This is a genomic window from Pseudomonas sp. LBUM1641, assembly GCF_059716235.1.
This window is the reverse complement of sequence record NZ_CP166815.1, coordinates 3,177,157-3,198,539: the sequence shown is the minus strand read 5'-3', so window position 1 is coordinate 3,198,539 and position 21,383 is coordinate 3,177,157. Positions and strand designations below refer to the sequence as shown.

Here is a 21,383-nt window from a genome sequence, read left to right as displayed (position 1 = left end):
GAACACCATCAAATAAGGAGCGGACATGTTACCGACCCCTAAGGATTGGCTACACCGCTTGGTGACAGCGGTCCGCAGCGCCCAGCTTGATCACTTGGATATACTGATCAACTGCGCAGCACTGCCTGCCTCGTCATTCCCAACGCTGCTTGAACTGACACCTGCGCTTTCGTGCGCGTGGTTATTTGAGCAGACCCTGGAGCAGGACCTGGCGCACCAGGGACCAGCACTGCTACGCATCGAACTGGCCAACCAGGAGCAGTGTGCCGGGCTGACGGACCTGCTTAACGCGACCCATTACAACTTTTGTGTGCTTGCGGTCATCAGTCGCTGGCCCTTCGCTGACCTCGCCGCGCACCTGCGCTACGCTACCCAAACCACCTGGAGCAAGGGCGCCCGATGTGGCGTGCTGCGCTATTACGATACGCGTCTGTTCAGGCTTTTTTGCGACCAGCTTGATCCCCACCAGCAAGGTTTTTTTCATGCCCCGGTGATCCAGTGGCATTGGATCGACCATGACCGCAAAGCAGCAACCCTTTCAGGGTTCGACAGCCGTCCAGGCGACCAAAATGCGCTCGACAGGATGAGTATGAGCGATGAACAAATTCTACACTTGCAAGCCGTGAGCGCAGCGATTCGATGGCTCAGGGACCACGACAACTCGCCAAATGCACATGGCTTCACTTCACGCGAAGCCATGCTTCGCGGCCTGATTACAGTCCATCTAGATATCAGTCGGCAGAAACTGGAAAAACGGCATCACGAAGACTTTATCGCGAATGCACTGAGCGAACACCCGCCATTAAGCCTGACTCGTCACAAGGCCGTCTTATGATTCGTTTACTGCTTGCGCTGTTGATTAGCGGCCTCTCTCTGCAAGGTTGCGCTGACTCCCTGCCGGAAAGATTAGGGACGCCTATCGAGGGTTATAACCATACCTCAGCGGCGATTAATCGGTTCTCGGTAAACGGTAACGGTGGGCCAAATATCAGCCCTTATAGTGGCGGAGGAAAACAGAACTGCTGTGCACCACTACCGGTCAAGTGGCGCCCAGGTTTGACCGTTGTGGTTGAATGGGAGAAAGACCCAAATCCGCATGAATATGTGAATTGGCCTCCGCTTGGGACAGATGGATACCGGGCCGCTTACAAACTGCACGCAGCCAAGTACACCCGCCATCACTCGGTTGTAGCTGTTGCACCCTATGAAGAGCTGGGGGCCATAGACGTTCATTTTCTACCGTGCAATCAAGTTGCGGTATCAGCTGTAGCCGTGCTTCCTGGCCATCCAACCTACCCATTTAACTTCCCGCAAAAAATGTCGGAGCCTGCTACATGTCCGAAATAATGACTCCGCAACGCCAAAAACCGGCTCCTGCATTTCTCAGTCCGACACCTGGCTTCAAAATGGGGGGGGTACTGCCGCAAACGCCAGAGGAAGTATTGCGTAATTATCGGACGCAACAGATGGCCTACCATCCGTTTGAACAGAAGGCGATGGACGCAGACCATGCTGCTGGAATGGTTTACGCGGGCGCGCCATGTATGAAGATTGTGACTGTCACGCTTTGCTTCGACGGCACGAACAACCACGAGCCCTCAGACAGCCTGGCATTGCCTTCAAGCACGACCAATGTAGCTCGCCTGTACCACGCAAGCGTAGGCAGCAATGACAATGAGGCCACTGAGCGAGAAGGCTTTTATGCCTACTACATACAGGGGGTCGGCACCGAATTCAAAGAAATAGGCGAATTTACACCTGATCATCAAGGGCTGATGATGTCGACGGGGGGCGAGAACCGAATCAACTGGGGGTTGACCCGTTTGATCGATGCGCTGAAAAGAGCCAGTAGTAAGTCACGTCTTAAAAACCCGGATGCGTACGCCCTTGTGCAAAAAATGGGTACCAGCCTTACCGAGGACGCGCTAGGAGCTTCGATATTCAAAAGCAGTTATACGCGCCGCCGTGAAGTTTTGGCTCAGCCGTTGGCGGAACTTGAAAGCCAAATTGATGCAGCTCATCAGACCAAGTCAGTCCCTAAAATCATGGCCGTACGTCTGTTTGTCTATGGCTTTTCACGAGGGGCCGCCGAGGCGCGAGCGTTTGCTGCCTGGCTTGAAGCGTTGACCAAGGTCGAAGTGGAAGGCGATACCTGTTACTTATTTGCCGGGCTGCCCATCAAGATTGTGTTTCTGGGGTTGTTCGACACCGTGGCCTCAGTGGGAATTCCGTACTTGGTACCGTTTGCTGCTGGGCACATGGGCTGGGCAGATGGCAGCATGCGCCTACCCGACTCCGAAGTATTTCTTGAGCGCTGCGTGCATCTGGTTGCGGCCCACGAGCAGCGCAGCTGCTTCCCCGCGGACTCAATCCGCCGCAAAGCAAACCCCGACGATCCGCATTGCCCTTCCACCTATCGTCAAGGCACAGAGGAATTCCTGTACCCCGGCATGCACTCCGACGTCGGCGGTGGCTACCCGCCCGGCGACCAAGGCAAGGCCGCAGAGGGTGGCCATGAGGTGTTGTCGCAAATCGCGCTGCACCATATGTATAGCGAAGCCTACAAGATGGGGGCCCCGCTGCTGGTTCCCAAAGACGCTCTTGGGCGGGATCTAGAAGCTCGCTGGCCTTGGTTAGTCATGGACGCGCAAACCCGAAACGAATACGACGTTGGCGCCACCCTGATCACACGCTTCAATACCTGGCTTGACGCCATGGATAACGGCCCATTGGAGGAGGTCATGGCTCGCGAAGCGGGGTTGATTACCGGTTGGCGAATCAGCCGTTACGCCAAGGGCCGGGCCAATCACACTGATGCTTATAGCAAGGTGATGAAAAAAGGTTCGGAGGCAGACATGACCCCCAAGGAAGTCGATGCCTTTGAAGTATTACACAAGATGCAACTTGAGGAAGATGCGGCCAACCGTGCCGGCACCCCTGCACCTGTCTGGACTGCAAGTCAGCTGGCAACTCAAAAAGCTAATCAAACCATCAAGCTGGAGTATGAGCATCGTACCGGCACACCATCCACGAGCACATTTAATACCAGCAAGGCGTACGAGCCGAACCTTGATTGTCGACAGTTACTCAACGCCATGGCCGATTTTCGGCGTGACTATGTGCCGGAATGGAACTTGAGCGCAGGCGAGATGTTTAATCTTGCCACCATCGTTAACACTTTAGTGGGTGGGCTTGTGTACATGACCAACGCGCAGGATGAAGCTCAGCAATATGCCGATCTACGTAAGGCTGGAGAAATCAATTACGCCAAGCTGTTCGGCGAAGACGGAAAATCGTTAAACGACAAAGTTCTCCCGCTGATTCGGTTGTTTGATGAGCATGTGCATGACTCGCGCGCATGGTTTATGGACGCGGCCTTGAATGAGCGGGAAGTTTTCAGTGACTACTTTCGTTATCGCGGGATATTTTTCGACAATGAATCCAATAACGAACTGTCGTTGCTGGTAACTGTTGAACGAGTGGTTGGCGTAGCGTTGGCGGTGGCCAGTGTCGGCCTGACCATCAAACGCCACGACCCACGCTTTCTGGTGGGACTGATACTTCCATCTCTGGGCACCCCGGTGTTTCGCGGCAAGGTGGGCTTCCCAAGCATCAGTGCGTTCGACAGCGTGACAGATCTGGCACTACCGATGCTTGAAGGACTGCAATCGATTCGCAGCTTTACCGCTGACACCGGCAGTGCTACAAAAGCAGCCCAGGCGCTAACGCCGCCGCCAGCTTTAACTGAGAAGACCGCTACAACGGATGACTTGATCGCGATACTTAAAGCCTCGCAAGCGCTTAAAGTAGCAGCGGCTACCACACCAACGAGCCCGCTTGATCGACCGTTGCAGACACTCACGGCCCAGGCACCACTACCTCGAAGCAGGCTGGACCAAGCGAAGGATGTGGTAGGAAGCCTTACCATCTAAAAACGGGAGTTTAGTCAAAGATTAAGAGAAATAGCGTAGTAACCCACAGAGCGTCCGGGCCCTTTCAAGACCTGCACGCGAGTTTCATCTCAGTGGATGATGCAGCTGGCCAACAGGCTATCGCGCATTAAACTCAGCAGCGGCTGGAAGTGGCCGCCGAATTGAATAACAACCGAGCGGGCCTGGGTCTGGTGCGAGATATCGATGCCTTGGCCCACCAGTACTTTTTCAAAGCGGTGAAACGGTAAACCGTCCGCGTACTTGGTGGCCAGCAGCATTGCTAGGACACTTGTGCTGGAACGTTGCGAGAGTAGTTGATGCTGTATCGATGCTATTGGCCTTAGTGAGGCCATTAGCAGCGAGAGATCAACCATCTCGGACTCCTCTAAGATGGTTGGAGGTACGAAACAAGCAGCCATGGCGGCGCACGGGCTGACTGTGCGCATTGGAAGAAATCGCGCTTTCGTTTTGATTCAAGTTCTGACGCCCGGTCACGAGATTAACCGCGGCGGAGCATAGCGTAAATGCTAAGCTGCAACAACACAAACATGAGTTCCAATAAGCCCAGCATCCGGGTGAAAACTTTTGGCCAGGCACTGGCACTCTTAGGTACTAGGCTGCCGTCTATTGATTAGAGTCTGGCCTAGCGACTCCTCAGTCCATATTCCGGCAATGCTGATAGAATTAGATAGGTTATACATCACCCCCTTTTGAGAAACAGTATGAATACAGAACTGATGGAAGACGAGATGCGCCGGGCGCTATTCGGTGAGCCTGAGGCCCCTGCATCATCAATTAACTCACACGAGCCAGAAACCACTCCGGACGTCGTGATCGTGGAACTGGCACGGGCAACGCAGAAAAAGAAAGTCTCAAAAGCCTTCACGCCCAGGCTCAGAGTCACGCTGCGGGTGGGGAATGAATTCGAAGGCCAGATGCACGAGATCGTACATGAGGCCGATACGCTGAGTTCCCTCGTTGCGGAGCAGGAAGCCGCCAAGGCAGCCAGAAAAAAATTCAGGTTTGTGGAAGTGGTATCGATCAAATCAATGTAAGTGGGCACCCTCATCCGGTCCGTCGCCTGGCGTTGATCCACCATCAATTACTTAGGGAAACTCTGAAGAAGACTTCCAAATCTGGTGAAATACCTGCCTGACACGAAACTGGTGCGGATACAGCGACCCTGCGATGGAAGAAGCCCTCTACGAGACCACGATCCTGCGCCGATTTTCGGGACTTTATTGAAAAAGGCTCCTCTCAGCTCAGACTGAAACGGTTCTTCCAACAAATAGCCAACGCAAGCGTTCGCACCGAACATTCACGGCGGTTAAACCAACTCTTGCATCCTGCCCCTGCAAGCGATCCGCGTTCATGTCGTCGACGCGATCGTGTGTATACCTCGCTGAATCCCGTTCACCGCGGAAGGGACACGTTCAGAAATTCCCTACAGTCACTGCTTTTTGCCTTTGTTAACATTGAGCGACTAATCCTAAGGCCCCTCTGAAGCCGCGCTTTCCTTTGGGGCGGCTTTAGGCATCAGGAGCTAACCCAGCAGCTCTGAATCTACGCTTGATTATCAACCGATACCGGCACCCCACAGGCAAGAACTTTTGATTCAGTCGAATCAGGTGACATTTGTGGTGGCCGATCTGAGTAGCGAGCGGAGCGATAACCCGAATGCTCGGCTCGTGACGGGAGAGTGTTTTTTGGCTCGCATGTCTGTGGCTCACACCAGTATCTGGCGCGCCTGTAAGTTCAGGGACTACTTGGGCCGTCGGTACGAGCGGCGCTTATGGTATTGCGGGAGGCTTGTCTGGGGGGGGCCGCCCCCATGTAGATCGCAGTTCATGGCGTATCAACCCACACGCTCAGCCGCCAGTGAGTGTGGAGGCGGTTCCTCTTGCAATCGAGGAAGGTAAGAACCGTGGGCGTCGGAGGCCGAGGAGCAATGGAATAGCAAACGCACTTAACGACCTTGGCTTTGTCCGATTTTTGCGAGCTCCCCGATGAGATGGGAATGATTGGCTGGTGGATAGTGATTGCAGCACACACGCCGGAAGAGCGCGACACACCAAAGAGCGACCGCAAGGCCGCTGTGCTGGCGAACTGGGAAACCAGTGTCGGAGGTATAGACTGGGTGACAAAGCTCACCAAGGAAGGCAACGCAGCTATCCAGCAGTGGCTACACGAACTGTTACACGGCCAAGGCTGGCGACGTGTTGCCCATGCTTTACAAGTGCATCCCTGACCATAGCGACATGACGATCATCGGTGACGACTACGTTATGCCCGCAGGCTGGAAGGGCAACATCATCATGCACCACGACAAAATCGACGGCTGCAAACCTGAGCAAGTTCTGCCGATTGAGGTATGGGATCAGTCGTAAAACAACTACGAAATCGTACCGTTTTATCCATTACAACTACACTGAAAGGCTCTGCATATGCGGTTGATTATCTCCCTGTTCCTCCCTTGGCTGACCTTCTTCACGATAGGCCGCCCCATTGCTGGCGTTATCTGTCTAATTTTGCAATTCACTCTCATCGGCTGGCTTCCGGCAACGATATGGGCTGTGTACGCATTGAGTCAGTACAAAACCGATAAGAAGATCGAAAAAGCTCTCGGCCAAAGGGGCGCATAAATGAAAAAGCGTGTGATTTGTGCGGCAGTTTCAGGCGCTCTTGTGTTGGGTGGTTGCGGCAGCAAGCAGGACGCGAATGAGAAAAATTTTGGCCTAGCCATCAGCCAGTACCTTGATAAGAAAGGCGAGCTTTGCCTGCAGCACAACAAGTGGCCTGTCGATGTAACAGAGATGGATTTGCGCATGCAAAAAACCATGCCTACAGGGACGGCAGGGCAGATGGAAGCACTAGCGGCTGTTGGATTGGTGTCTGGCGTGGATACAGAAGTCGATCAAATAGGCATGTTCGATAACAAGCCAACCGGGCATAAATTCAAAGTAAAACGCTACAATTTAACCGATGTGGGTAAAAAATTTTACAGCGAAAAAGAAGTGATACGGATCGGTCTTGGTAGCTCGAAAAAGGTGATGCAAGGCGATATTTGCTATGGCAAAAAATCACTCGATAAGATTGTTAAATGGGAAGGGCCAATGAGGTTTGGCGACTACCAAGAAGCGAACGTAAAATACCTGTACAAGATTGACGGGCTGGCCGACTGGACTAAAAAAGCAGAGTTCCAAACTGCATTCCCTTACATCGCTAAAATCATCGATGCAGCAGGAAAACAAGAACAACAAGGCGGCGTGAAGTTGACGAGTCTTGGCTGGGAGCCAAAAGGGCTGGACTGAAATATCTATCCGTAATTTAATTTAATAACCGAGGGCTTTATGAGAACAATTTACCTTCGCCGTACCGTTGCCAGATCCGCTGTCGTGTTGATTGGACTTGTCGCCGGCTGCGCATCCTTTGCCGTGACAAGTGATGCAATCGAAAAAAATACCGCCTTTGCCCTTGGCCTTGAAAAAGGCACTTTCACAATTTCAAATCGTGAAGATGACGGCCTTAAATCAACCTACTTGGTCAACACCAATGCAGGTAAAAAATACACTTGCTATGTGACCGGGACGGTTTCTGTTGTTGGGCGTGTGGTATCCGATGCTGTTTGCAATGAGATTGGCAAGCCGGCCAAGCAAGCACGCGAGACGACAACACAGTCTTGCAATGCCTTGCTGAAGGCCGCGGGCAAGTGCAACTAAGCATCTTGCGTTTTGGATCGACTCGCCATTTTCAAAAAAGGCGGCGGCCGAAGTCAGCCATTAATACATGGCTACTTCAGACCATTCCTAGGAAACTTCTTACAGACTTCATTTAGAAGCGCGCAGTACAGTTCGGTGAGCTGGCAAGGAGCGCTCATGTACAAAAACAAACTCGGATTTAAAGATACTCCGGACTCTCTCCCCTTTTCAGGATTTGACGAAAGCAAAGAGAGAACCTAAGCCGTGCAGGCTGCCTGGGCCAGAGCGGCGGAGGCCAACGAAAAAAACGACCAAGACGCTTACACCCGATGGGAAGTCGTTCAAAAACGAGAGCTTGGTACACCAGTAGGCTATGTCTTCGCGAAGTCTTGCGCACTCCCGGATGGCGTGACGAACCACGAAGGTTTGATACCGGTGGAGTCGTTGAAACAGTACGGCAGTTACGCGGTGCTCGGCTCGGGGAGCGCGATGACGGCAAGTGCCACAGTTCTGGAGTGGATTGGTGGTTCTGATAGCGCGATGGAGCTGGCGAAGCGTTTGCGGGGCAGCTTGTCGACGCTGGCCCCGCCGAATGTGAAAATCATGATTGGCATGGTGTTGCCAAACACGACCTCACCCGACAGCGCGTTTTATTCATCGGCGCAATATGCGGAACTGACCCAAGGCAACACCCGCGCTAGGGTAACGCTTAAGCAACTGCCAGACGGCTCGGTTGACCTGTACGGGTTCTATACCGGGGGCAAACCTGCTTTCGGGCCGTACTGAGCGCCCAGGTCCAGCGCAATAGGAAAAATCGCCCACTTTACCCCAAGCCCCGCCGTCAAACCGTGGGGCTAGGTACGTAGAAGGACGCACACTTTCGCGTCCATTGGAAACAGGGGAAATTGACGTTGCAACCGAAAAAACAAAGAAAATGCTTTGGTATTCGGCTTGGGGATTCCTTTTTTTGAGCTTGGTAGCGGGTTTGGTAAAGCAGGCATTCGAGACGCCACCCCAGCCCAGTAAACCCAGCTACCTCAGCGACCTGATAATAATTTCCGCGCGAACGATGCCACGCAATCTTAGGATCGACGACACTACAACGTTCGTTCGTGCGGAAGCGGTTAACAGTCACGCAATAAAGTTCTATTACACGTTGGAAAATTACGACACCCATCCCAATGACTTTGACTTGAGCGCTGCCAAATCAAACATCACACGGGATGTTTGCGACACTGAAAGGCAAAAAGAAAGGTCAATAATGTCACTGGGTGGCACCTACATTTTTATCTTAGGCAGTAAAAATGTAAAAGAGATTGGACGGTTCGACATTAACAAACAGAGCTGTGGTGGCTAATCAATCGTTCGTGCAGCCTCGGAAATTACGCCATGACAACGAAGCTCAGCGGGCCGATGGAAAACGTACTCAAGCGCATGGGCAACGGCGACGACTACGATGATTTTGGCGTTCATGGCCCTCTGTCTCTTGCCGCCCGCCCGCGTACGTACATGCACTGCCCTGGTGAAGCGTGGGCTGATGGTTCAGACGCTGTTCGGCCATTACCTGCTTACCGAGGCCGGTGAAGCCTTGGCATCCACCCTGAACGTCGTCCCTACCGATCAGTAATCTGTTCGAGGAAAACCGATCCTGAAAATCCGAAAGCTTACCGTACGATTTTCCATATTCACTATCGTCTACTTTTTGAGGTAAACATACATGAAAAAAATTGCATTCGTCATTATTCTATCCATCATAACTCCGGTTTGTTTTTCAAAAAACAATGATGATAATGTAGGAGGGAACACCATTCAAAACTCCCAACCCGTTCTTAATGGACTGGATTTGGCAGATCTTACATTTAGAGAAAATATTCAATCTATTTATAAGCAAGCTCGTGTTAATGCAATTCCATCAGAAGAGAAAACATTGTTTGGCTATGAAAGAACGGAAAGCTCTTCGCTTGGTTTTTTGAGTTACAATGGCTTGGTTGTTTCTGGTAATTTTAAGAGTATGAAAAATAGAATAATTTTTCATTTTTCTGAGACGGACGAAAAATTATCAATGTACGAGTTAATGGTTTATTCACAATCACAAAATAGTGAGCTTTTCGGGGCGATCCAGAAAAAAAATGGTCCGCCGCTTGTTACAAAGCTCAGCACTGACTATGAGAGTGGCATCAGCTTCAAACAAGCCGTATGGGCAAAAGGAGATATTATTTACTTTCTTTTGCAGAAGTTGGAAAAGGATAGTGTCGAAATCTCAAATTTTGCAGTTTTTGAAAATACCAATAAAGATTTTTATAAACTGCTTGTACAAAAGGGTTATGCCATTGATCCATCATCACTTATTGAAGAAGCATTAAAGCAGCGTTGAGGAATGCTTGCAGGGATTTCGTGACGGAATGCGAGCCAGTACGGTGGAATGCAAGCCCACTTGCAATTATTGTGTGCCCGAAGGCTTCGTCAGTAGCAGATAATTTGAGCCGAAATACGGGATAAATATTCCGATGGTCAAGCCATCAAAAATTCTCCCGGCGCCGGGCGCGGAGTTGTAACCGGGTGACCGTTTTCTAATGCAAGCCACTACAGCTAGCCAGGGATGCCGTCACCATGAACAAAGGCTTCTACCATGCAGACAAGCGCCTGCACCTCAGCCCTTCGTACTCGCTGGCACCAGGCCTGGTAAAAGTCTGTGGCATCGTGGTGCTCAAGGAGTCGCGGTTATCCCCGGTGAATGGCTTGCCCTGTGCGGGGTATTCGATACGAATCGAGGAGAGTTACCGCAACAGTGTCGACAAGGACGAATGGAGGACGGTATTTACCGACTTACAATGCAGCAATTTTGCCCTTAAAGATGCCCACGGCACCGTGGATATCTTGGCTGCGGGCATTGATCTGTTCTCAGGCCAGGTGCCAGAACCGGAGGACTATCGATACATTGCGGGGGAGGGACACCGCCAGCAGGGGGAGGTTCTCTTGAGCGAAGGCCTGGAGGTACTCGTGATTGGCACCGCAATCCAGCGTAACGCAAAACCGTGATTGCCCGGGGCGAGCAAACCGATACGGTGTTCGGCATAGAACGGCTGCGCAATGTGAACAACTACCGTATTGCTGTCCCGGCGTGGCGAGCCCTTGGTTTGTGTGGCGTCTTGGTGGCGTTGTTCAGCCTTGCGCTGCAGGTCATTGATCCAGTGCACTGGGCCCAGTGGCAGTTGCCCAGCCGCGATACGTTCCAGCAGATGAGCGCATTGGGGCCGTTCTACGAATGGGTGGCTTTTTTGTATCAGCGCCAGGGTTCGTCGCTGCCGTTGATGGCTACTTTCGGTTGGACGGGGATGGTTTTATTGCTAATGGGGGCCGCCCGGTTGCTGCTCTATCGAGATATTCACAAGGTGGTGCAGCCCATACTCATCGCTTGGTGGGGGGTGGGGAGCATCGGTGGCGCTCTGGTGACCTGGGTGCTGGTGGTTCTTGAGTTCGATCCATTCAAGATCTTTTTGATCTGGCTGAGTGTGATCATCGTTGCGCTGGGCTTTTCGATCACCCAACAACGGGCATTTCGGGCGATGGTAGCAAGCATCCTCAAAAGCGAATCACCCTAATGAAACTCTGCGCGAATTCCTCTGCTGGTGCGACGTGATAGAGGAAAATCCGAACATGCCGATCCCATACAAACTGGTGTACGAATGATTCGCCGCCGATACTTGGTTACTTTTTTATGGGGAGCCTACAGAATTCGGAAAAAATCGTACGCTAAGGTTTTCCGATCAGTCGTAGGCCCGCCAGTTTGATGTGTTCCGTCCCTGGCCCAGCCAAAACCTATCGGTGTTCGCGGGTGTGCCACAGGCGCAGCAGGTAGATAGCGGAATCCACTATCTCGTAACGCATCTCGTATTGGCCAATCTGAATTCGGGCGCCTCGTACTTTGTACGAAGACACTGTTGGAATGAGACTCGCATATGACCTGCACCATGTTGAGCAAATTTCAGAAGGCGGCGAGGTCTACAACGTCGATAATTTGCGAGTTAACACACCGAAAAATCACATCGACGTGCACAAAAATTAAGGATGAACAACATGAGTGATCCATTTGTCAAAAACAGCCTTTCTGATTACACGGAAAATGAATTCATCGAGTTTTTGGAAGAGCTTTACAGGGCTGATGTGGCACCAACAGGTAATCGTGATGATCTGCTGTTGCTGCACCTCGATAAAATTTCTGGCCATCCTGCTATCTCTGATTTGATCTATTACCCGGAGCCGGGAACCGATACTTCAGCCGAGGGCATCACCAAGACAGTCAAGGAATGGCGGGCGGCTAATGGGTTGCCCGGGTTCAAAGAGTGATGTTTTCTCGCACGCGAAAAATCTCAGATTTTGCGTGCGAGAAAATCGGCCATGGCCATTTGGGCAAAAGGCCATGCCTCAAAACGTAAGGCGGAGCCCGTTATAGAATCCCAGTACACGGCATGACTGGCGGCTGGGATTGCTACCGACTCCCAGGCATGTCCAAAAACATCAATGTGTTGTTTAAGTACAACGTTGAAATTAAGGTGGATGGAGTCGTCTTCATGTTGAACGAAAAATCACACGCCTAGCACCGGGATATTATCCGGCTAAATTGTTAACTATTGATTGGAGCGTCATATGTCTCGTCTTGCTGAATTTCGTCAACTGGAAAAGCACATTGCTGAGCAACTGGCAGCCCTTGAAGCCATGAAAGGCAATGAAGGATTGAAGAAGGAGGTGGAGTTCGAGACCAAACTGCGCCAACTCCTTGCAAAATATGGCTACAGTCTGCGCAACGTAATTGCCATTCTCGACCCTCAGGCCTCCCAGCGCGCACCCGCTGCTGCTCCGAAAATCGCTCGCAAAGCTCGTGACGTCAAGATCTACAAAAAACCCAATACAGGTGAGCTGATCGAGACCAAAGGCGGGAACCACCGACAGCTGAAAGAATGGAAAAGCGAGTTTGGCGCGGAAGTTGTTGAGTCTTGGCGCACTCAGTAAGGTTAGGTTGAGTCCGGGTCAGTATTTCACCTTGTAGGTTGGGGAGTCTTCTGGCCGCTGGCCACGTCGGTCATATAATCGGGTGGTACTGATATTGGCGTGGCCCAGCCAGACCTGCACCTTGGCGATATCGGCGTCATGCTCCAGGGCATTGGTCGCAGCCGTGGCCCTGAGGCCGTCGACGTGGATCCCTGCCGCCTTGGCCCACTGCGCAACGATCGTGTAAATTCCGTTCGCGCTGACGCCGGCGCCGGTGGTGGTGCCGCGGATCGAGCGGAACAGCGGGCCATTGCCGGGCTCGCGTTTATTATCCCGCTCCAGGTACTCGTGGATCCGCTCGGCGGCCACCGGGTGCAGCGGTAAATAGCGGGTTTTACCGCCCTTCCCTTTCACCTGCAGGTGGCTTATGCCTCGACGCTCCTGCAGGTCGCCGGTCATCAGCTGCGCGGCTTCTTCGCGGCGCAGGCCGTGGTACAGCAGCACGGCCAACATCGCTCGATCTCGTACGCCCTTGAGAGTCCAGCCGTCCGGCGCTGTCAGCAATAATTTAGCCTGGTCGTCACCGAGGGCCGGCGTTTTGCCCTCGTTGGTTTCAACCCGGGGCCGTTTGACCCCGTGCACTGGATTGCCCCCAGATACGGCGTTATTCTCCAGGAGGTGATCAAACAGGCTGGCCAGGGCCGCCAATTTGCGCCGGATGGTGGCCCCAGCCAGGCCCCGATTTTCCAGTTGAGCGCGCCAGGCCAGGACGTGGCCACGGGTGACCGCACGGAATTCATCGGCACCGGTGAGCCCGATGAAGCCGCAGAAGTCTGCTAGGTCAATTTGATACGCCCGCCTCGTGCGTGGGTTGTCGATATTGGCGAACCATTCGGCTGCTGCCGGCATCGCGGCCAGCTGCTGGAACTCGGGGTCAGTCAGGCGACGTTCGCCGGCGCCGCCGGCAATCAGGTCCTGGCTCATGACTGTTCGCTCGCCCTGATGTGCGCCTCAATGGCGGGCCACTCCGGGGAGGCTTTCAGTTCGCGGATCTGCCGCAGGTGATCGAGCTCGGGCACCAGGTGCTGCCAACGCAGTTTCTCCCCTTCCTGGTCAGCCGTGCGGATATCCCGCTTAATCTCTGCGCCTGCAGCGGCAAACCGCTTTCGCGCCTTGCTCCAAAATCCCCCGGCGGTACCCACTTCGTGCAACGGCACCAAGGGCACCTGGTGTGTGCACCACAACCGCCAGAGCGCGGCCGTGGCCAAGCCACGACGCCGATAGTCACGACCGATTTTCAGCTCGTAGATGTACACCCGATCGTTGAGCGGATTAATCCCGTACCAGATCCGCCCCGCGAGTTGGCCATCGACCTCGATGCCGGCGACAAACTCGGTACCGGGGAAAGCGAAACAGCCACGGGTGGATTCCTCGCTCTCCGTCACCACGTGTACGCCCGTTGCTCGCTCACTCAGGTTTTTTGCAGCGCGTCGATGAAAAAAATCCCGCATAGGTTCGAAAAACGACATACGGTCTTCCCGCTTTAAAAGTGGTGATAACGTATTTTATCACCACTTATTAAATTTATGGCTGCCCTGCTTAATTAGGTCGCGTTATGAGCCATGGGTTGGTAATGGAACTTTTATGACTAGTTTTGAAAGTTTTGTTTTTTACAGGCGCAGCATCGCCCTCCCCTCTTGTCCTTCACCTTTCGGCTTATGGACCTGCAGAGAATGGCGAGCGTATTTAATTTCGGCGTGCGTATCGGCAAATCCCCTCCCTGGGCATGGCGCTGGTGAAGTGCACGCACACCAAAACTGAAGGTTCACACTAACAATGCTTACACGGTGTGGAGCAAACAGAAGCGGATAAGCGCCTGCTCGACGCTTTGTTTATCCCGCAAGACCAACCCGATGACGATCGCCTGATCCGCTTCTACGATTTCGTAGAACACACGGTAGCCATCAGTGTTGAGTTCACGGTAATGCAGGATACCCAAGTCGCTCGCCTGGTGGCTCACGGGATAACCTAATGGGGCGGACAAGAGTTTGTCCTGAAGGGCGTCAATCACGCCGTCCAGCCGTTGGTAGGCGGACTCAGTACCGTGATAGTCGGCCAGATATACAATCTGGTCTTCGATGCTTTGCTGCGCTGTGTCGGTGTAGCGAATTGTCAGTGTTGTCATTTTTTACTCCGTTTTATTTTTGGGCAAACCTCCTGCTCAGGCGCGCTTTCAGTTCATCAGTCGAACAATGTTTGCCTTGTGCGTACTCGCGCGAACCAACTGCGAGTAATTTCACCAAGGCCATTGCCTCGTCGCGACGCTTACGTTCAACGTAAGATTCCACAACGTAAGCAGGCACACCGTTTTGCGTGACGACCATTGGCTCATCGAGAGGCAGGTCGGATGCGTATCGTTTTAAAAAGCTAACTGTTTCAACTCGCATGAGTGAAACCTCCTAACTGTCGACGCCGCACCATGTGCAGCGCCGGTACTCCGGACATATCCTGGGCAGAATGCTGCTCAGAATTCCTGACGCTTAATACGCAAGGCGAAGATTGCCTTGCAGGCGCCATAGTACACCATAAGAAGTCTAAAAAAAGTTCTGTTTTAGATGTTTCTGCGTCTTCAGCGTCAAGACATTTTTACTTTCGCGCATGTTCAAGCTCGCGCCTCAAGACGGCCAATGCCCGTTTGAGTGTTTCGCCTAAGCAAGTCGCATGGTCGCCTCAGTGATTCGATCAGCCACCTCAATGACTTCAGCAAGGACAGCACGACTCTGACTCGCTGCCCGGTCGGGGTCGATCCAGTCAGCAACGAATAGCGCAGCCGGGTGTTTCTTCCTGACGGCCTTGCGAAGGTTCTTGCGTTGTTGCTCCGGGCGCCCAGTCGCCCATCCTCAGTGATGGCCATAGAGGCCCGCAAGGATTCCGCAGTAATCGCTCCATTTGACTCCTGAGGGCGGCAAGCCTTCTCAGCGATAAGGTCAATGGCAGATACCCCGGGCAACGGTACGAACGCCTCGATAATGAACAGGCTTTCATCTTCAAGGCATTGAGCTTCATCTTCGACCATCTTGACGAATTGACGGCGAGCCCCCCCACCCCACCCCCTAAACCAGCAGCGGCAGCGCGCTGGCTCATTGCTTTAGATAGCTCGGTTGCTCGTGGTGCTGGTGCCTAGCGGTTTAGCAGGTGGGTCCAAGGTTCCCGCGCTAAAATCGCTGTCAACTTGGCGCGGGCGATGCGCTGGCGGTCCAGTTCGACAGGTGCCAACATCGTGTTGCTCCTCATCAGTAAGTAAGTCAGACCAAATGTCCCTCTTCCTTGTAGTGAGGAGTTTTAAAATTGCCCCTGCTGAGCAGCGCGACGGCTTGAAACCGCCAAGGTCAAGCTAATGAAGACGTAACAAAACTCTCGTATCAACGCCATCCCAATCGCCATCCCGATCTACGGACTATTCAGCTCGCATTCAGGACGTTCCCTACATATTTTTCTTCCATTGTTTTTTCGCTTGGCTCGCTTTAGCGCCCCACAGATTCACAGATATATCGTTCGCCTGCTCAGTGTATGTGGGACTACGACGCTACATGACTGGCATGACTGGAAAGGAACATTGGATGTTCAACGCAAGTCCTCAAATGAATTTCAGCCTCACCGTCAGCGACTTCAAGCACGACCTTCAGGCGAATCGTCCCGAGTTGCGAGACACCTCCATACCTTAAACTGAAGCCAATCAGGAGACGCCATAGCAACCCACGTTATCCCGAAGAATTCAAAATCCAAGCGGTCAATCAAGTGACCGAAAAGAAGCTGCCTGTCGCTGACGTGGCTGCACGTTTTGGCGTATCTAATCACAGACTCTATGCCTGATACGCATCTTGGACTCAATTGCCGATGTCAACTCAAGCAGTTGCGCACGGAGATCTTCGTACTCAGTAGCGCAAGTTATGACTTCGCCCAGGAAGTCCGAGTTGTCTTGTGGGTTGTCCGTAACCTGCTCTCCAAGTTGTTTTGTGTATCGGCAGTCTCACACGTCAATTCCCAGTTCAGCCCCGACTAGCTCAATATCTGGAAGCGAAGTTAAAATCCCCGATTTCGGTGCTTTCATTAGCCGAATACCGGAATAGCAGTGAGCCACTGGTGAGTATTCGTGAACGACGCCAGTAACAGCCCACCACACCCAGATTTCCCACGGATTAAGATCAGTAAACGACAATGGGGCTAAGTCCCAGATGTGGAGACCGGCCGGTCTTATGTTTGTTTCTACTGCAGCGGTGAATCCAGAGCGCGAGAATATTTCGTTGTGATAGGCAACGCTGTTTGGTACAAGTCGCTGCATGTGATGCCCCGCTGCATCAACTTGTTGGCGGATGCACTCGGGTAATGGTGCAGGCACAATCTGTTGTATTTCTGCGCGGTACGTACCCGTAGTTGTTTGTTTTTCCGTGATCCATGTACACCCCGCCACGTAATCCCAGCTGTACTCTTGAGCATTCTCGATCAGCTCTTCGACGATAACTCCAGTGTCGTGGTACCGCTCCAAGTCCGACCAGATTGCCTCGTATTGATCGAGGGATGGTACGACGTAGCAGCCGCGACTATTTCCTTCGTTCGCAGGCTTCACGAAAGCTCGCCCGCCGAGCTCAGCTACAGCGTTCTGGAACCGCTCCCTTGATCGGACATGCACACAACGAACGGGTTTGTATCCCGGAACGGTTTCCTTGTTGCGGTCTCGGTTGCGGAAGATGTGTTTGTCGAGGCCTGCGAGCGCGTCATGCGGATCAACCCCCGCAAGCCCGAAGTGCTTCGCAAGGTGTGCACGGCGACTGAAACTTATGCAGATGCTACCTAATTCACGTAGCCACTCCTTCTTAGCTCCACGTTGAACTAAAGATAGTTCTGGCGGAGCTTAGGAAAACTCCTACATATTTTCTTTTCCCTGCTTGTTAGCTTAATTCCAATTTCTTTTAGCTTTTCACAAACAGCACAGGCATATCATTCGCCTGCGCTGTGTAGATCGGTTCACGCTATAGATTTGGAAAAGGAACATTGGATGTTCAGCGCAAGCCCTCAAACGCATTTCAGCCTGACTGTCAGTGGCTTCAAGCACGACCTTCAGATCCTCTCATTCACCGGCCAAGAATCCATTAGCGCTCCCTTCTATTTTGATCTGGAGCTGGTCAGTGAACGTCCTGATTTGGATATCGAAAGTCTATTGCACAAGCAAGCCTTTCTGGCATTCAACGACAGTGACGCTGGCATTCATGGACAGATTTACCGCATTGCACAGGGTGACTCCGGTAAGCGCCTGACCCGTTACAGTCTTACGCTGGTCCCGCAGTTAGCCTATCTGGCGCATCGGACCAACCAACGGATCTTTCAGCGGCGAACTGTCCCACAGATCATCTCGCAGATTCTTGAAGAGCATGCAATCCAAAGTGATGCCTACCAATTTCAGCTGGGCTCGATCTATCCAGCAAGGGATTACTGCGTCCAGTACAACGAATCCGACCTGCACTATATTCAGCGTTTGTGCTGGGAAGAGGGTTTCCACTACCACTTTCAACACTCGCAACAAGGACACACATTGGTATTTGGTGACGATCAAACCATATTCCCCAAGCTGGCTACGCCAACGGTCTATGCGCAGGACACTGGCTTGGTTGCCGATGAACCCGCAGTCAAACGTTTTAACCTACGTCTTGCGACCCGTACCAGTCGGACAACGCAACGTGATTACGACTTTGAGAAGGCCCGTATTCCGCTGGAGGCGGACTCTCGCCCAGCAGCTGGAGTCGGCCAGCTTGACCTGGAAGACTACCAATACCCCGGTGGTTTTACTCAGCATGAGCGAGGCAAACGTTTGAGCCAGAGGACTCTGGAAACCCATCGTGCAGACTACCGCCAGGCAGAAGGTAAAAGTGATCAACCCACATTGACCAGCGGTCACTTTCTGGAGATGTCCCAACACCCGCTCCAAAAGTGGAATGACCTCTGGCTACTGACCTCGATTCGCCACGAAGGCCTGCAACCTCAGGTTCTGGAGGAGAGCCTTCCCAGCGACACCAGCGACCGTAAGGACGATTTCCGTCAGGGCTACCGCAATACCTTCATTGCAACTCCGTGGGACGTGTTCTATCGCCCACAGCAGGCCTATGAGAAGCCTCGGATATTTGGCAGTCAAACCGCTTTGGTTACCGGCCCCTGCGGCGAGGAAATACATTGTGACCAGTACGGCCGCGTTAAGGTGCAATTCCATTGGGACCGCGAAGGTCAGACAGATGACAAAAGCAGTTGTTGGCTGCGCGTTGCCTCCAGTTGGGCGGGCGGCAGCCATGGGGCAGTGACCATCCCTCGAGTCGGCATGGAGGTACTGGTTTCATTCCTGGAGGGCGACCCCGATTCCCCCTTGATAAGTGGCTGCTTGAGTAACAGTGCTAATCCGGCACCCTACGAACTGCCAGCCCACAAGACCCGCAGCGTTTTTCGGAGCCGCAGCTCACCGGGCAGCACAGGCTTCAACGAATTGCACCTGGAGGACCGCAGCGGCCAAGAACTGATCTACCTGCACGCCCAGCGCGACATGGAGCAAAAGATCAAAAATGACTGCCTGCTGGAAGTCGGTAACGAACGTAAGAAAACCATTAAGGGCAACAACATCGCCGTGTTGGAAGCTGAAGACCAGCGCATTGTCACCGCTGACCGCAAAGTCCAGCTCAAGGCCAACGACTACTTATTGGTAGCGAACAGCAGTCATACCCGCGTCGGGCAAACGCTGGTCGCCGAAGCAGGTCAGGAAGTTCACCTTAAATCCGGTGCCCATTTGATTCTCGATGCGGGCGCCAGTATTACCTTAAAGGCCGGAGGTCAACACATCGTGATTGGTCCCGATGGGATCTTCAGCAGCTCCGACATTCAACTCGGCGGTGCGCCAGTAGGAGGAACTGCGGCCAGCCCGATATTGCCGGGGGCATTGACTGAGCTAATGGCTCCTACAACGCTCCCACCTATGATTGCCCCTTCCCAGTACACCCTAATGGCCATATCTAAAGTTAAAAGCACTGATTTCTGCCCGATCTGCGAGGCCTGCAAAAATGGTGTTTGTCTGACTGAAGGAGCTACAGCATGACCAACATGCCTCCTCAGCAATGGATGATTGAACAACGCCAACTCGGGCATTTTTTATGCCTGATTCTGGACTCTGAGGACGAACGCCAAACCCGTCAGGCTCTGTTGAATTCTCAAGACGCTGACCAGTATTGCAGTGTGTACAGCGAGACACCGGTCGCAGACCTGGCGGATGCTGGGCCCTTCATGTTTTTGATCGATAACCCGGAAGATGAGCGCTTGAATGAGTTGCTCAAGGCCCCTGAAAGGAACTGGGGATGGCTTGCCAGTATTCCACCTGAGGCAGGGCTACAGGAGCTGGTCAAACATTGGCGCGAACGTCTGATTGTCGGAACGAGACCGTATCAAGCGCTCTATCGCTTCCATGACAACCGAGTATTGACCCGCGCACTGAAGCACTTAGCCACTGGGGCTATTCCGGGGTACTTGGGGCCCATTATCAGCGCCTGCTACTGGCAAGGTCAGCGCTGGGAAAGGCTCAGTAATCCCACACCTGGTAACCATCCCGTTCCTGAAAGCCCTGCGTGGTGTGAGGTTCCCGTTGAGGGCGATCAGTCCGCACACATACGCGAGGTCAATGCCCGTCGTTACTTGCTGGCCGAACATCTGGACGCCTACACCCGAATTGCTGAACAACAAAACCCCAATCTATGGCTCAGCACTCAGTTGGCCTTGGCTGACACTTGGGGTTGGCAGTCGCCGCAGCAACTGGAGTTCTTGTTGGTCCAGAGTTTAAAGGAAACAGACGGTACGCTCGCGGAGCGCTGGCAAGCCCGCCCTGATGAAACTCCGGCAACTCATTTCGAACGGGTTTATCAGGCAACTCAATTTTGGCAAGGAGAAGCCCCGCTATGACACATACACTTAGAACGCTGCTCTTGGGCGGCTGCATAGTCCTGACAGCAGGGTGTGCTACTGGGAAGTCGGAAAGCTTCACCTTTACAGCTGACTTCCCTCCAAACTTCACTTATCAGGCCGTAGCCAAATATGCACCCGTCAAGGGAGAAACCTGTACGGTTAAAAAGCCCGACGTTGGCTATAATCAAAGATGGCATTTAGACTACAAAGAAAGATACAAGATCGACTCTGAAATTCCCATCTACCGAACCGTTGAAGGTTGCCGACTGGCTATTTATCGCTTCGAACTGGATATCTACGGAACCTATGGAAAAGATCGTGGAGACTTCGGCGCAGATTCAGCAATGATTATTATTAGAGAGCAACTGGAAGAACAATACAAAGGAGCTTTTGACGCTGATGGAGAAAGCGCAATAAATGGTCAATGTCAGTGGCTATTTCGTACCCAAGGGCCAAAGCGTCGTCTATCGAAGGGTATTGATTGCAAAAAAGTTGACGATCAGGGCATGGTGACAAAAGGGCGCCCCGCAGGGGCTTACACCTTGGATCAACTACCGGGTAAAACCGTGAAGCTGAAGATCAAGCTGGCTGATGAGGAGCAGCCCGGCTGGGGAGACACCTGGGTCAAGGTTCCGAATGGCTGGAAACGCTGTATGGGCAAAGGCTTTGAAGATCAAGACGCTTATTGCTTCGGAAACCATAAAGACTTCAGCAGTTTCAAAATGCCAGATGGCCGCGACTGTACCATTTACCCAGGCTGTACCGAATAAGGAAA

Annotated in this window: 25 protein-coding genes and 3 pseudogenes; 21 read left to right on the top strand and 7 right to left on the bottom strand. The window is 52.7% G+C overall.

The window, feature by feature from the left end:
• Positions 1–25: 25 nt before the first annotated feature.
• From tla1 to ACA046_RS14640, 3 genes are read left to right on the top strand one after another with little or no spacing between them, the layout of a single operon-like run.
• Positions 26–835, top strand: coding sequence for a toxin Tle1 chaperone Tla1 (gene tla1, locus ACA046_RS14650; protein WP_497676857.1), 810 nt, complete (start codon positions 26–28; stop codon positions 833–835).
• A complete protein-coding gene (tli1a, locus tag ACA046_RS14645) occupies positions 832–1,347 on the top strand; it encodes a Tli1a family immunity protein (protein WP_497676856.1) in 516 nt (171 codons plus the stop codon). Before tla1 ends, tli1a begins: the two co-directional genes overlap by 4 nt.
• On the top strand, positions 1,335–3,932 hold the full coding sequence (locus ACA046_RS14640; protein ID WP_497676855.1) for a T6SS phospholipase effector Tle1-like catalytic domain-containing protein: 2,598 nt from the start codon (positions 1,335–1,337) through the stop codon (positions 3,930–3,932). Before tli1a ends, ACA046_RS14640 begins: the two co-directional genes overlap by 13 nt.
• Before the next feature lie 92 nt (positions 3,933–4,024).
• Here ACA046_RS14640 and ACA046_RS14635 read toward each other — a convergent pair.
• Positions 4,025–4,231, bottom strand: a pseudogene (locus ACA046_RS14635) (IS66 family transposase); the annotation flags it as partial.
• 423 nt (positions 4,232–4,654) lie between these two features.
• Here ACA046_RS14635 and ACA046_RS14630 point away from each other — a divergent pair.
• The 11 genes from ACA046_RS14630 to ACA046_RS14580 all read left to right on the top strand — a co-directional run bounded on the left by ACA046_RS14630 (position 4,655) and on the right by ACA046_RS14580 (position 11,232).
• The gene (locus ACA046_RS14630) at positions 4,655–4,987 is read left to right on the top strand and encodes a hypothetical protein (RefSeq protein ID WP_497676854.1); all 333 of its coding nucleotides are present in this window, start codon (positions 4,655–4,657) and stop codon (positions 4,985–4,987) included.
• A gap of 962 nt (positions 4,988–5,949) precedes the next feature.
• Positions 5,950–6,180: a hypothetical protein gene (locus tag ACA046_RS14625; RefSeq protein ID WP_497676853.1), complete on the top strand. Its 231-nt coding sequence runs from the start codon at positions 5,950–5,952 to the stop codon at positions 6,178–6,180.
• Positions 6,158–6,319: a hypothetical protein gene (locus tag ACA046_RS14620; RefSeq protein ID WP_497676852.1), complete on the top strand. Its 162-nt coding sequence runs from the start codon at positions 6,158–6,160 to the stop codon at positions 6,317–6,319. The genes ACA046_RS14625 and ACA046_RS14620 overlap by 23 nt, the downstream gene beginning before the upstream one ends.
• A 57-nt stretch (positions 6,320–6,376) precedes the next feature.
• On the top strand, positions 6,377–6,574 hold the full coding sequence (locus ACA046_RS14615; RefSeq protein WP_497676851.1) for a YqaE/Pmp3 family membrane protein: 198 nt from the start codon (positions 6,377–6,379) through the stop codon (positions 6,572–6,574).
• Positions 6,575–7,243: an SEN1982 family lipoprotein gene (locus tag ACA046_RS14610; protein WP_497676850.1), complete on the top strand. Its 669-nt coding sequence runs from the start codon at positions 6,575–6,577 to the stop codon at positions 7,241–7,243.
• Between the two features lie 39 nt (positions 7,244–7,282).
• Positions 7,283–7,651 carry a hypothetical protein gene (locus tag ACA046_RS14605; protein ID WP_497676849.1) on the top strand — a complete coding sequence of 123 codons (369 nt, stop codon included), beginning with the start codon at positions 7,283–7,285 and terminating at the stop codon, positions 7,649–7,651.
• A 243-nt stretch (positions 7,652–7,894) separates the two neighbouring features.
• Positions 7,895–8,416: a hypothetical protein gene (locus tag ACA046_RS14600; protein ID WP_497676848.1), complete on the top strand. Its 522-nt coding sequence runs from the start codon at positions 7,895–7,897 to the stop codon at positions 8,414–8,416.
• 685 nt (positions 8,417–9,101) lie between these two features.
• Complete coding sequence (locus tag ACA046_RS14595) at positions 9,102–9,257, top strand: hypothetical protein (protein ID WP_497676847.1); 156 nt, start codon at positions 9,102–9,104, stop codon at positions 9,255–9,257.
• Between the two features lie 90 nt (positions 9,258–9,347).
• Positions 9,348–10,004, top strand: coding sequence for a hypothetical protein (locus tag ACA046_RS14590; protein WP_497676846.1), 657 nt, complete (start codon positions 9,348–9,350; stop codon positions 10,002–10,004).
• 236 nt (positions 10,005–10,240) lie between these two features.
• A complete protein-coding gene (locus ACA046_RS14585; protein WP_497676845.1) occupies positions 10,241–10,669 on the top strand; it encodes a hypothetical protein in 429 nt (142 codons plus the stop codon).
• The gene (locus ACA046_RS14580; RefSeq protein ID WP_497676844.1) at positions 10,666–11,232 is read left to right on the top strand and encodes a hypothetical protein; all 567 of its coding nucleotides are present in this window, start codon (positions 10,666–10,668) and stop codon (positions 11,230–11,232) included. The genes ACA046_RS14585 and ACA046_RS14580 overlap by 4 nt, the downstream gene beginning before the upstream one ends.
• A gap of 217 nt (positions 11,233–11,449) precedes the next feature.
• Here the strand turns inward: ACA046_RS14580 and ACA046_RS14575 are convergent.
• A pseudogene (locus ACA046_RS14575) lies at positions 11,450–11,542 on the bottom strand (type II toxin-antitoxin system RelE/ParE family toxin); the annotation flags it as partial.
• A 34-nt stretch (positions 11,543–11,576) separates the two neighbouring features.
• On the opposite strand from ACA046_RS14575, the gene ACA046_RS14570 reads away from it, so the two are divergent.
• The 3 genes from ACA046_RS14570 (at position 11,577) to ACA046_RS14560 (ending at position 12,640) form a co-directional block, all read left to right on the top strand.
• Positions 11,577–11,696: a pyocin-S2/colicin E7-DNase domain-containing protein gene (locus ACA046_RS14570; RefSeq protein WP_497676843.1), complete on the top strand. Its 120-nt coding sequence runs from the start codon at positions 11,577–11,579 to the stop codon at positions 11,694–11,696.
• Positions 11,697–11,707: 11 nt separating this feature from the next.
• Positions 11,708–11,977 carry a bacteriocin immunity protein gene (locus ACA046_RS14565; RefSeq protein ID WP_497676842.1) on the top strand — a complete coding sequence of 90 codons (270 nt, stop codon included), beginning with the start codon at positions 11,708–11,710 and terminating at the stop codon, positions 11,975–11,977.
• A gap of 300 nt (positions 11,978–12,277) precedes the next feature.
• Entirely contained in the window at positions 12,278–12,640 is a 363-nt protein-coding gene (locus ACA046_RS14560) for a histone-like nucleoid-structuring protein, MvaT/MvaU family (protein ID WP_497676841.1), read from the top strand.
• 18 nt (positions 12,641–12,658) lie between these two features.
• Here ACA046_RS14560 and ACA046_RS14555 read toward each other — a convergent pair whose 3' ends face one another.
• The 4 genes from ACA046_RS14555 to ACA046_RS14540 all read right to left on the bottom strand — a co-directional run bounded on the left by ACA046_RS14555 (position 12,659) and on the right by ACA046_RS14540 (position 15,066).
• Complete coding sequence (locus ACA046_RS14555) at positions 12,659–13,603, bottom strand: tyrosine-type recombinase/integrase (RefSeq protein WP_497676840.1); 945 nt, start codon at positions 13,601–13,603, stop codon at positions 12,659–12,661.
• On the bottom strand, positions 13,600–14,148 hold the full coding sequence (locus ACA046_RS14550) for a GNAT family N-acetyltransferase (RefSeq protein WP_497676839.1): 549 nt from the start codon (positions 14,146–14,148) through the stop codon (positions 13,600–13,602). The genes ACA046_RS14555 and ACA046_RS14550 overlap by 4 nt, the downstream gene beginning before the upstream one ends.
• A 311-nt stretch (positions 14,149–14,459) precedes the next feature.
• Positions 14,460–14,804, bottom strand: a complete 345-nt coding sequence (locus ACA046_RS14545) for a type II toxin-antitoxin system RelE/ParE family toxin (RefSeq protein WP_497676838.1) — start codon at positions 14,802–14,804, stop codon at positions 14,460–14,462.
• 13 nt (positions 14,805–14,817) lie between these two features.
• On the bottom strand, positions 14,818–15,066 hold the full coding sequence (locus ACA046_RS14540; protein ID WP_497676837.1) for a type II toxin-antitoxin system prevent-host-death family antitoxin: 249 nt from the start codon (positions 15,064–15,066) through the stop codon (positions 14,818–14,820).
• A 1,288-nt stretch (positions 15,067–16,354) separates the two neighbouring features.
• On the opposite strand from ACA046_RS14540, the pseudogene ACA046_RS14535 reads away from it, so the two are divergent.
• Positions 16,355–16,489, top strand: a pseudogene (locus ACA046_RS14535) (transposase); the annotation flags it as partial.
• 160 nt (positions 16,490–16,649) lie between these two features.
• On the opposite strand, the gene ACA046_RS14530 reads toward ACA046_RS14535, so the two are convergent.
• On the bottom strand, positions 16,650–17,309 hold the full coding sequence (locus ACA046_RS14530) for an ATP-grasp domain-containing protein (protein ID WP_497676836.1): 660 nt from the start codon (positions 17,307–17,309) through the stop codon (positions 16,650–16,652).
• 366 nt (positions 17,310–17,675) lie between these two features.
• Between ACA046_RS14530 and ACA046_RS14525 the strand changes: the two genes are divergently transcribed.
• The 3 genes from ACA046_RS14525 to ACA046_RS14515 are packed head-to-tail and all read left to right on the top strand — an operon-like array spanning position 17,676 to position 21,378.
• Positions 17,676–19,751: a type VI secretion system Vgr family protein gene (locus ACA046_RS14525; RefSeq protein WP_497676835.1), complete on the top strand. Its 2,076-nt coding sequence runs from the start codon at positions 17,676–17,678 to the stop codon at positions 19,749–19,751.
• The gene (locus ACA046_RS14520; RefSeq protein ID WP_497676834.1) at positions 19,748–20,605 is read left to right on the top strand and encodes a DUF4123 domain-containing protein; all 858 of its coding nucleotides are present in this window, start codon (positions 19,748–19,750) and stop codon (positions 20,603–20,605) included. Before ACA046_RS14525 ends, ACA046_RS14520 begins: the two co-directional genes overlap by 4 nt.
• On the top strand, positions 20,602–21,378 hold the full coding sequence (locus tag ACA046_RS14515; RefSeq protein ID WP_497676833.1) for a hypothetical protein: 777 nt from the start codon (positions 20,602–20,604) through the stop codon (positions 21,376–21,378). Before ACA046_RS14520 ends, ACA046_RS14515 begins: the two co-directional genes overlap by 4 nt.
• Positions 21,379–21,383: the final 5 nt, after the last annotated feature.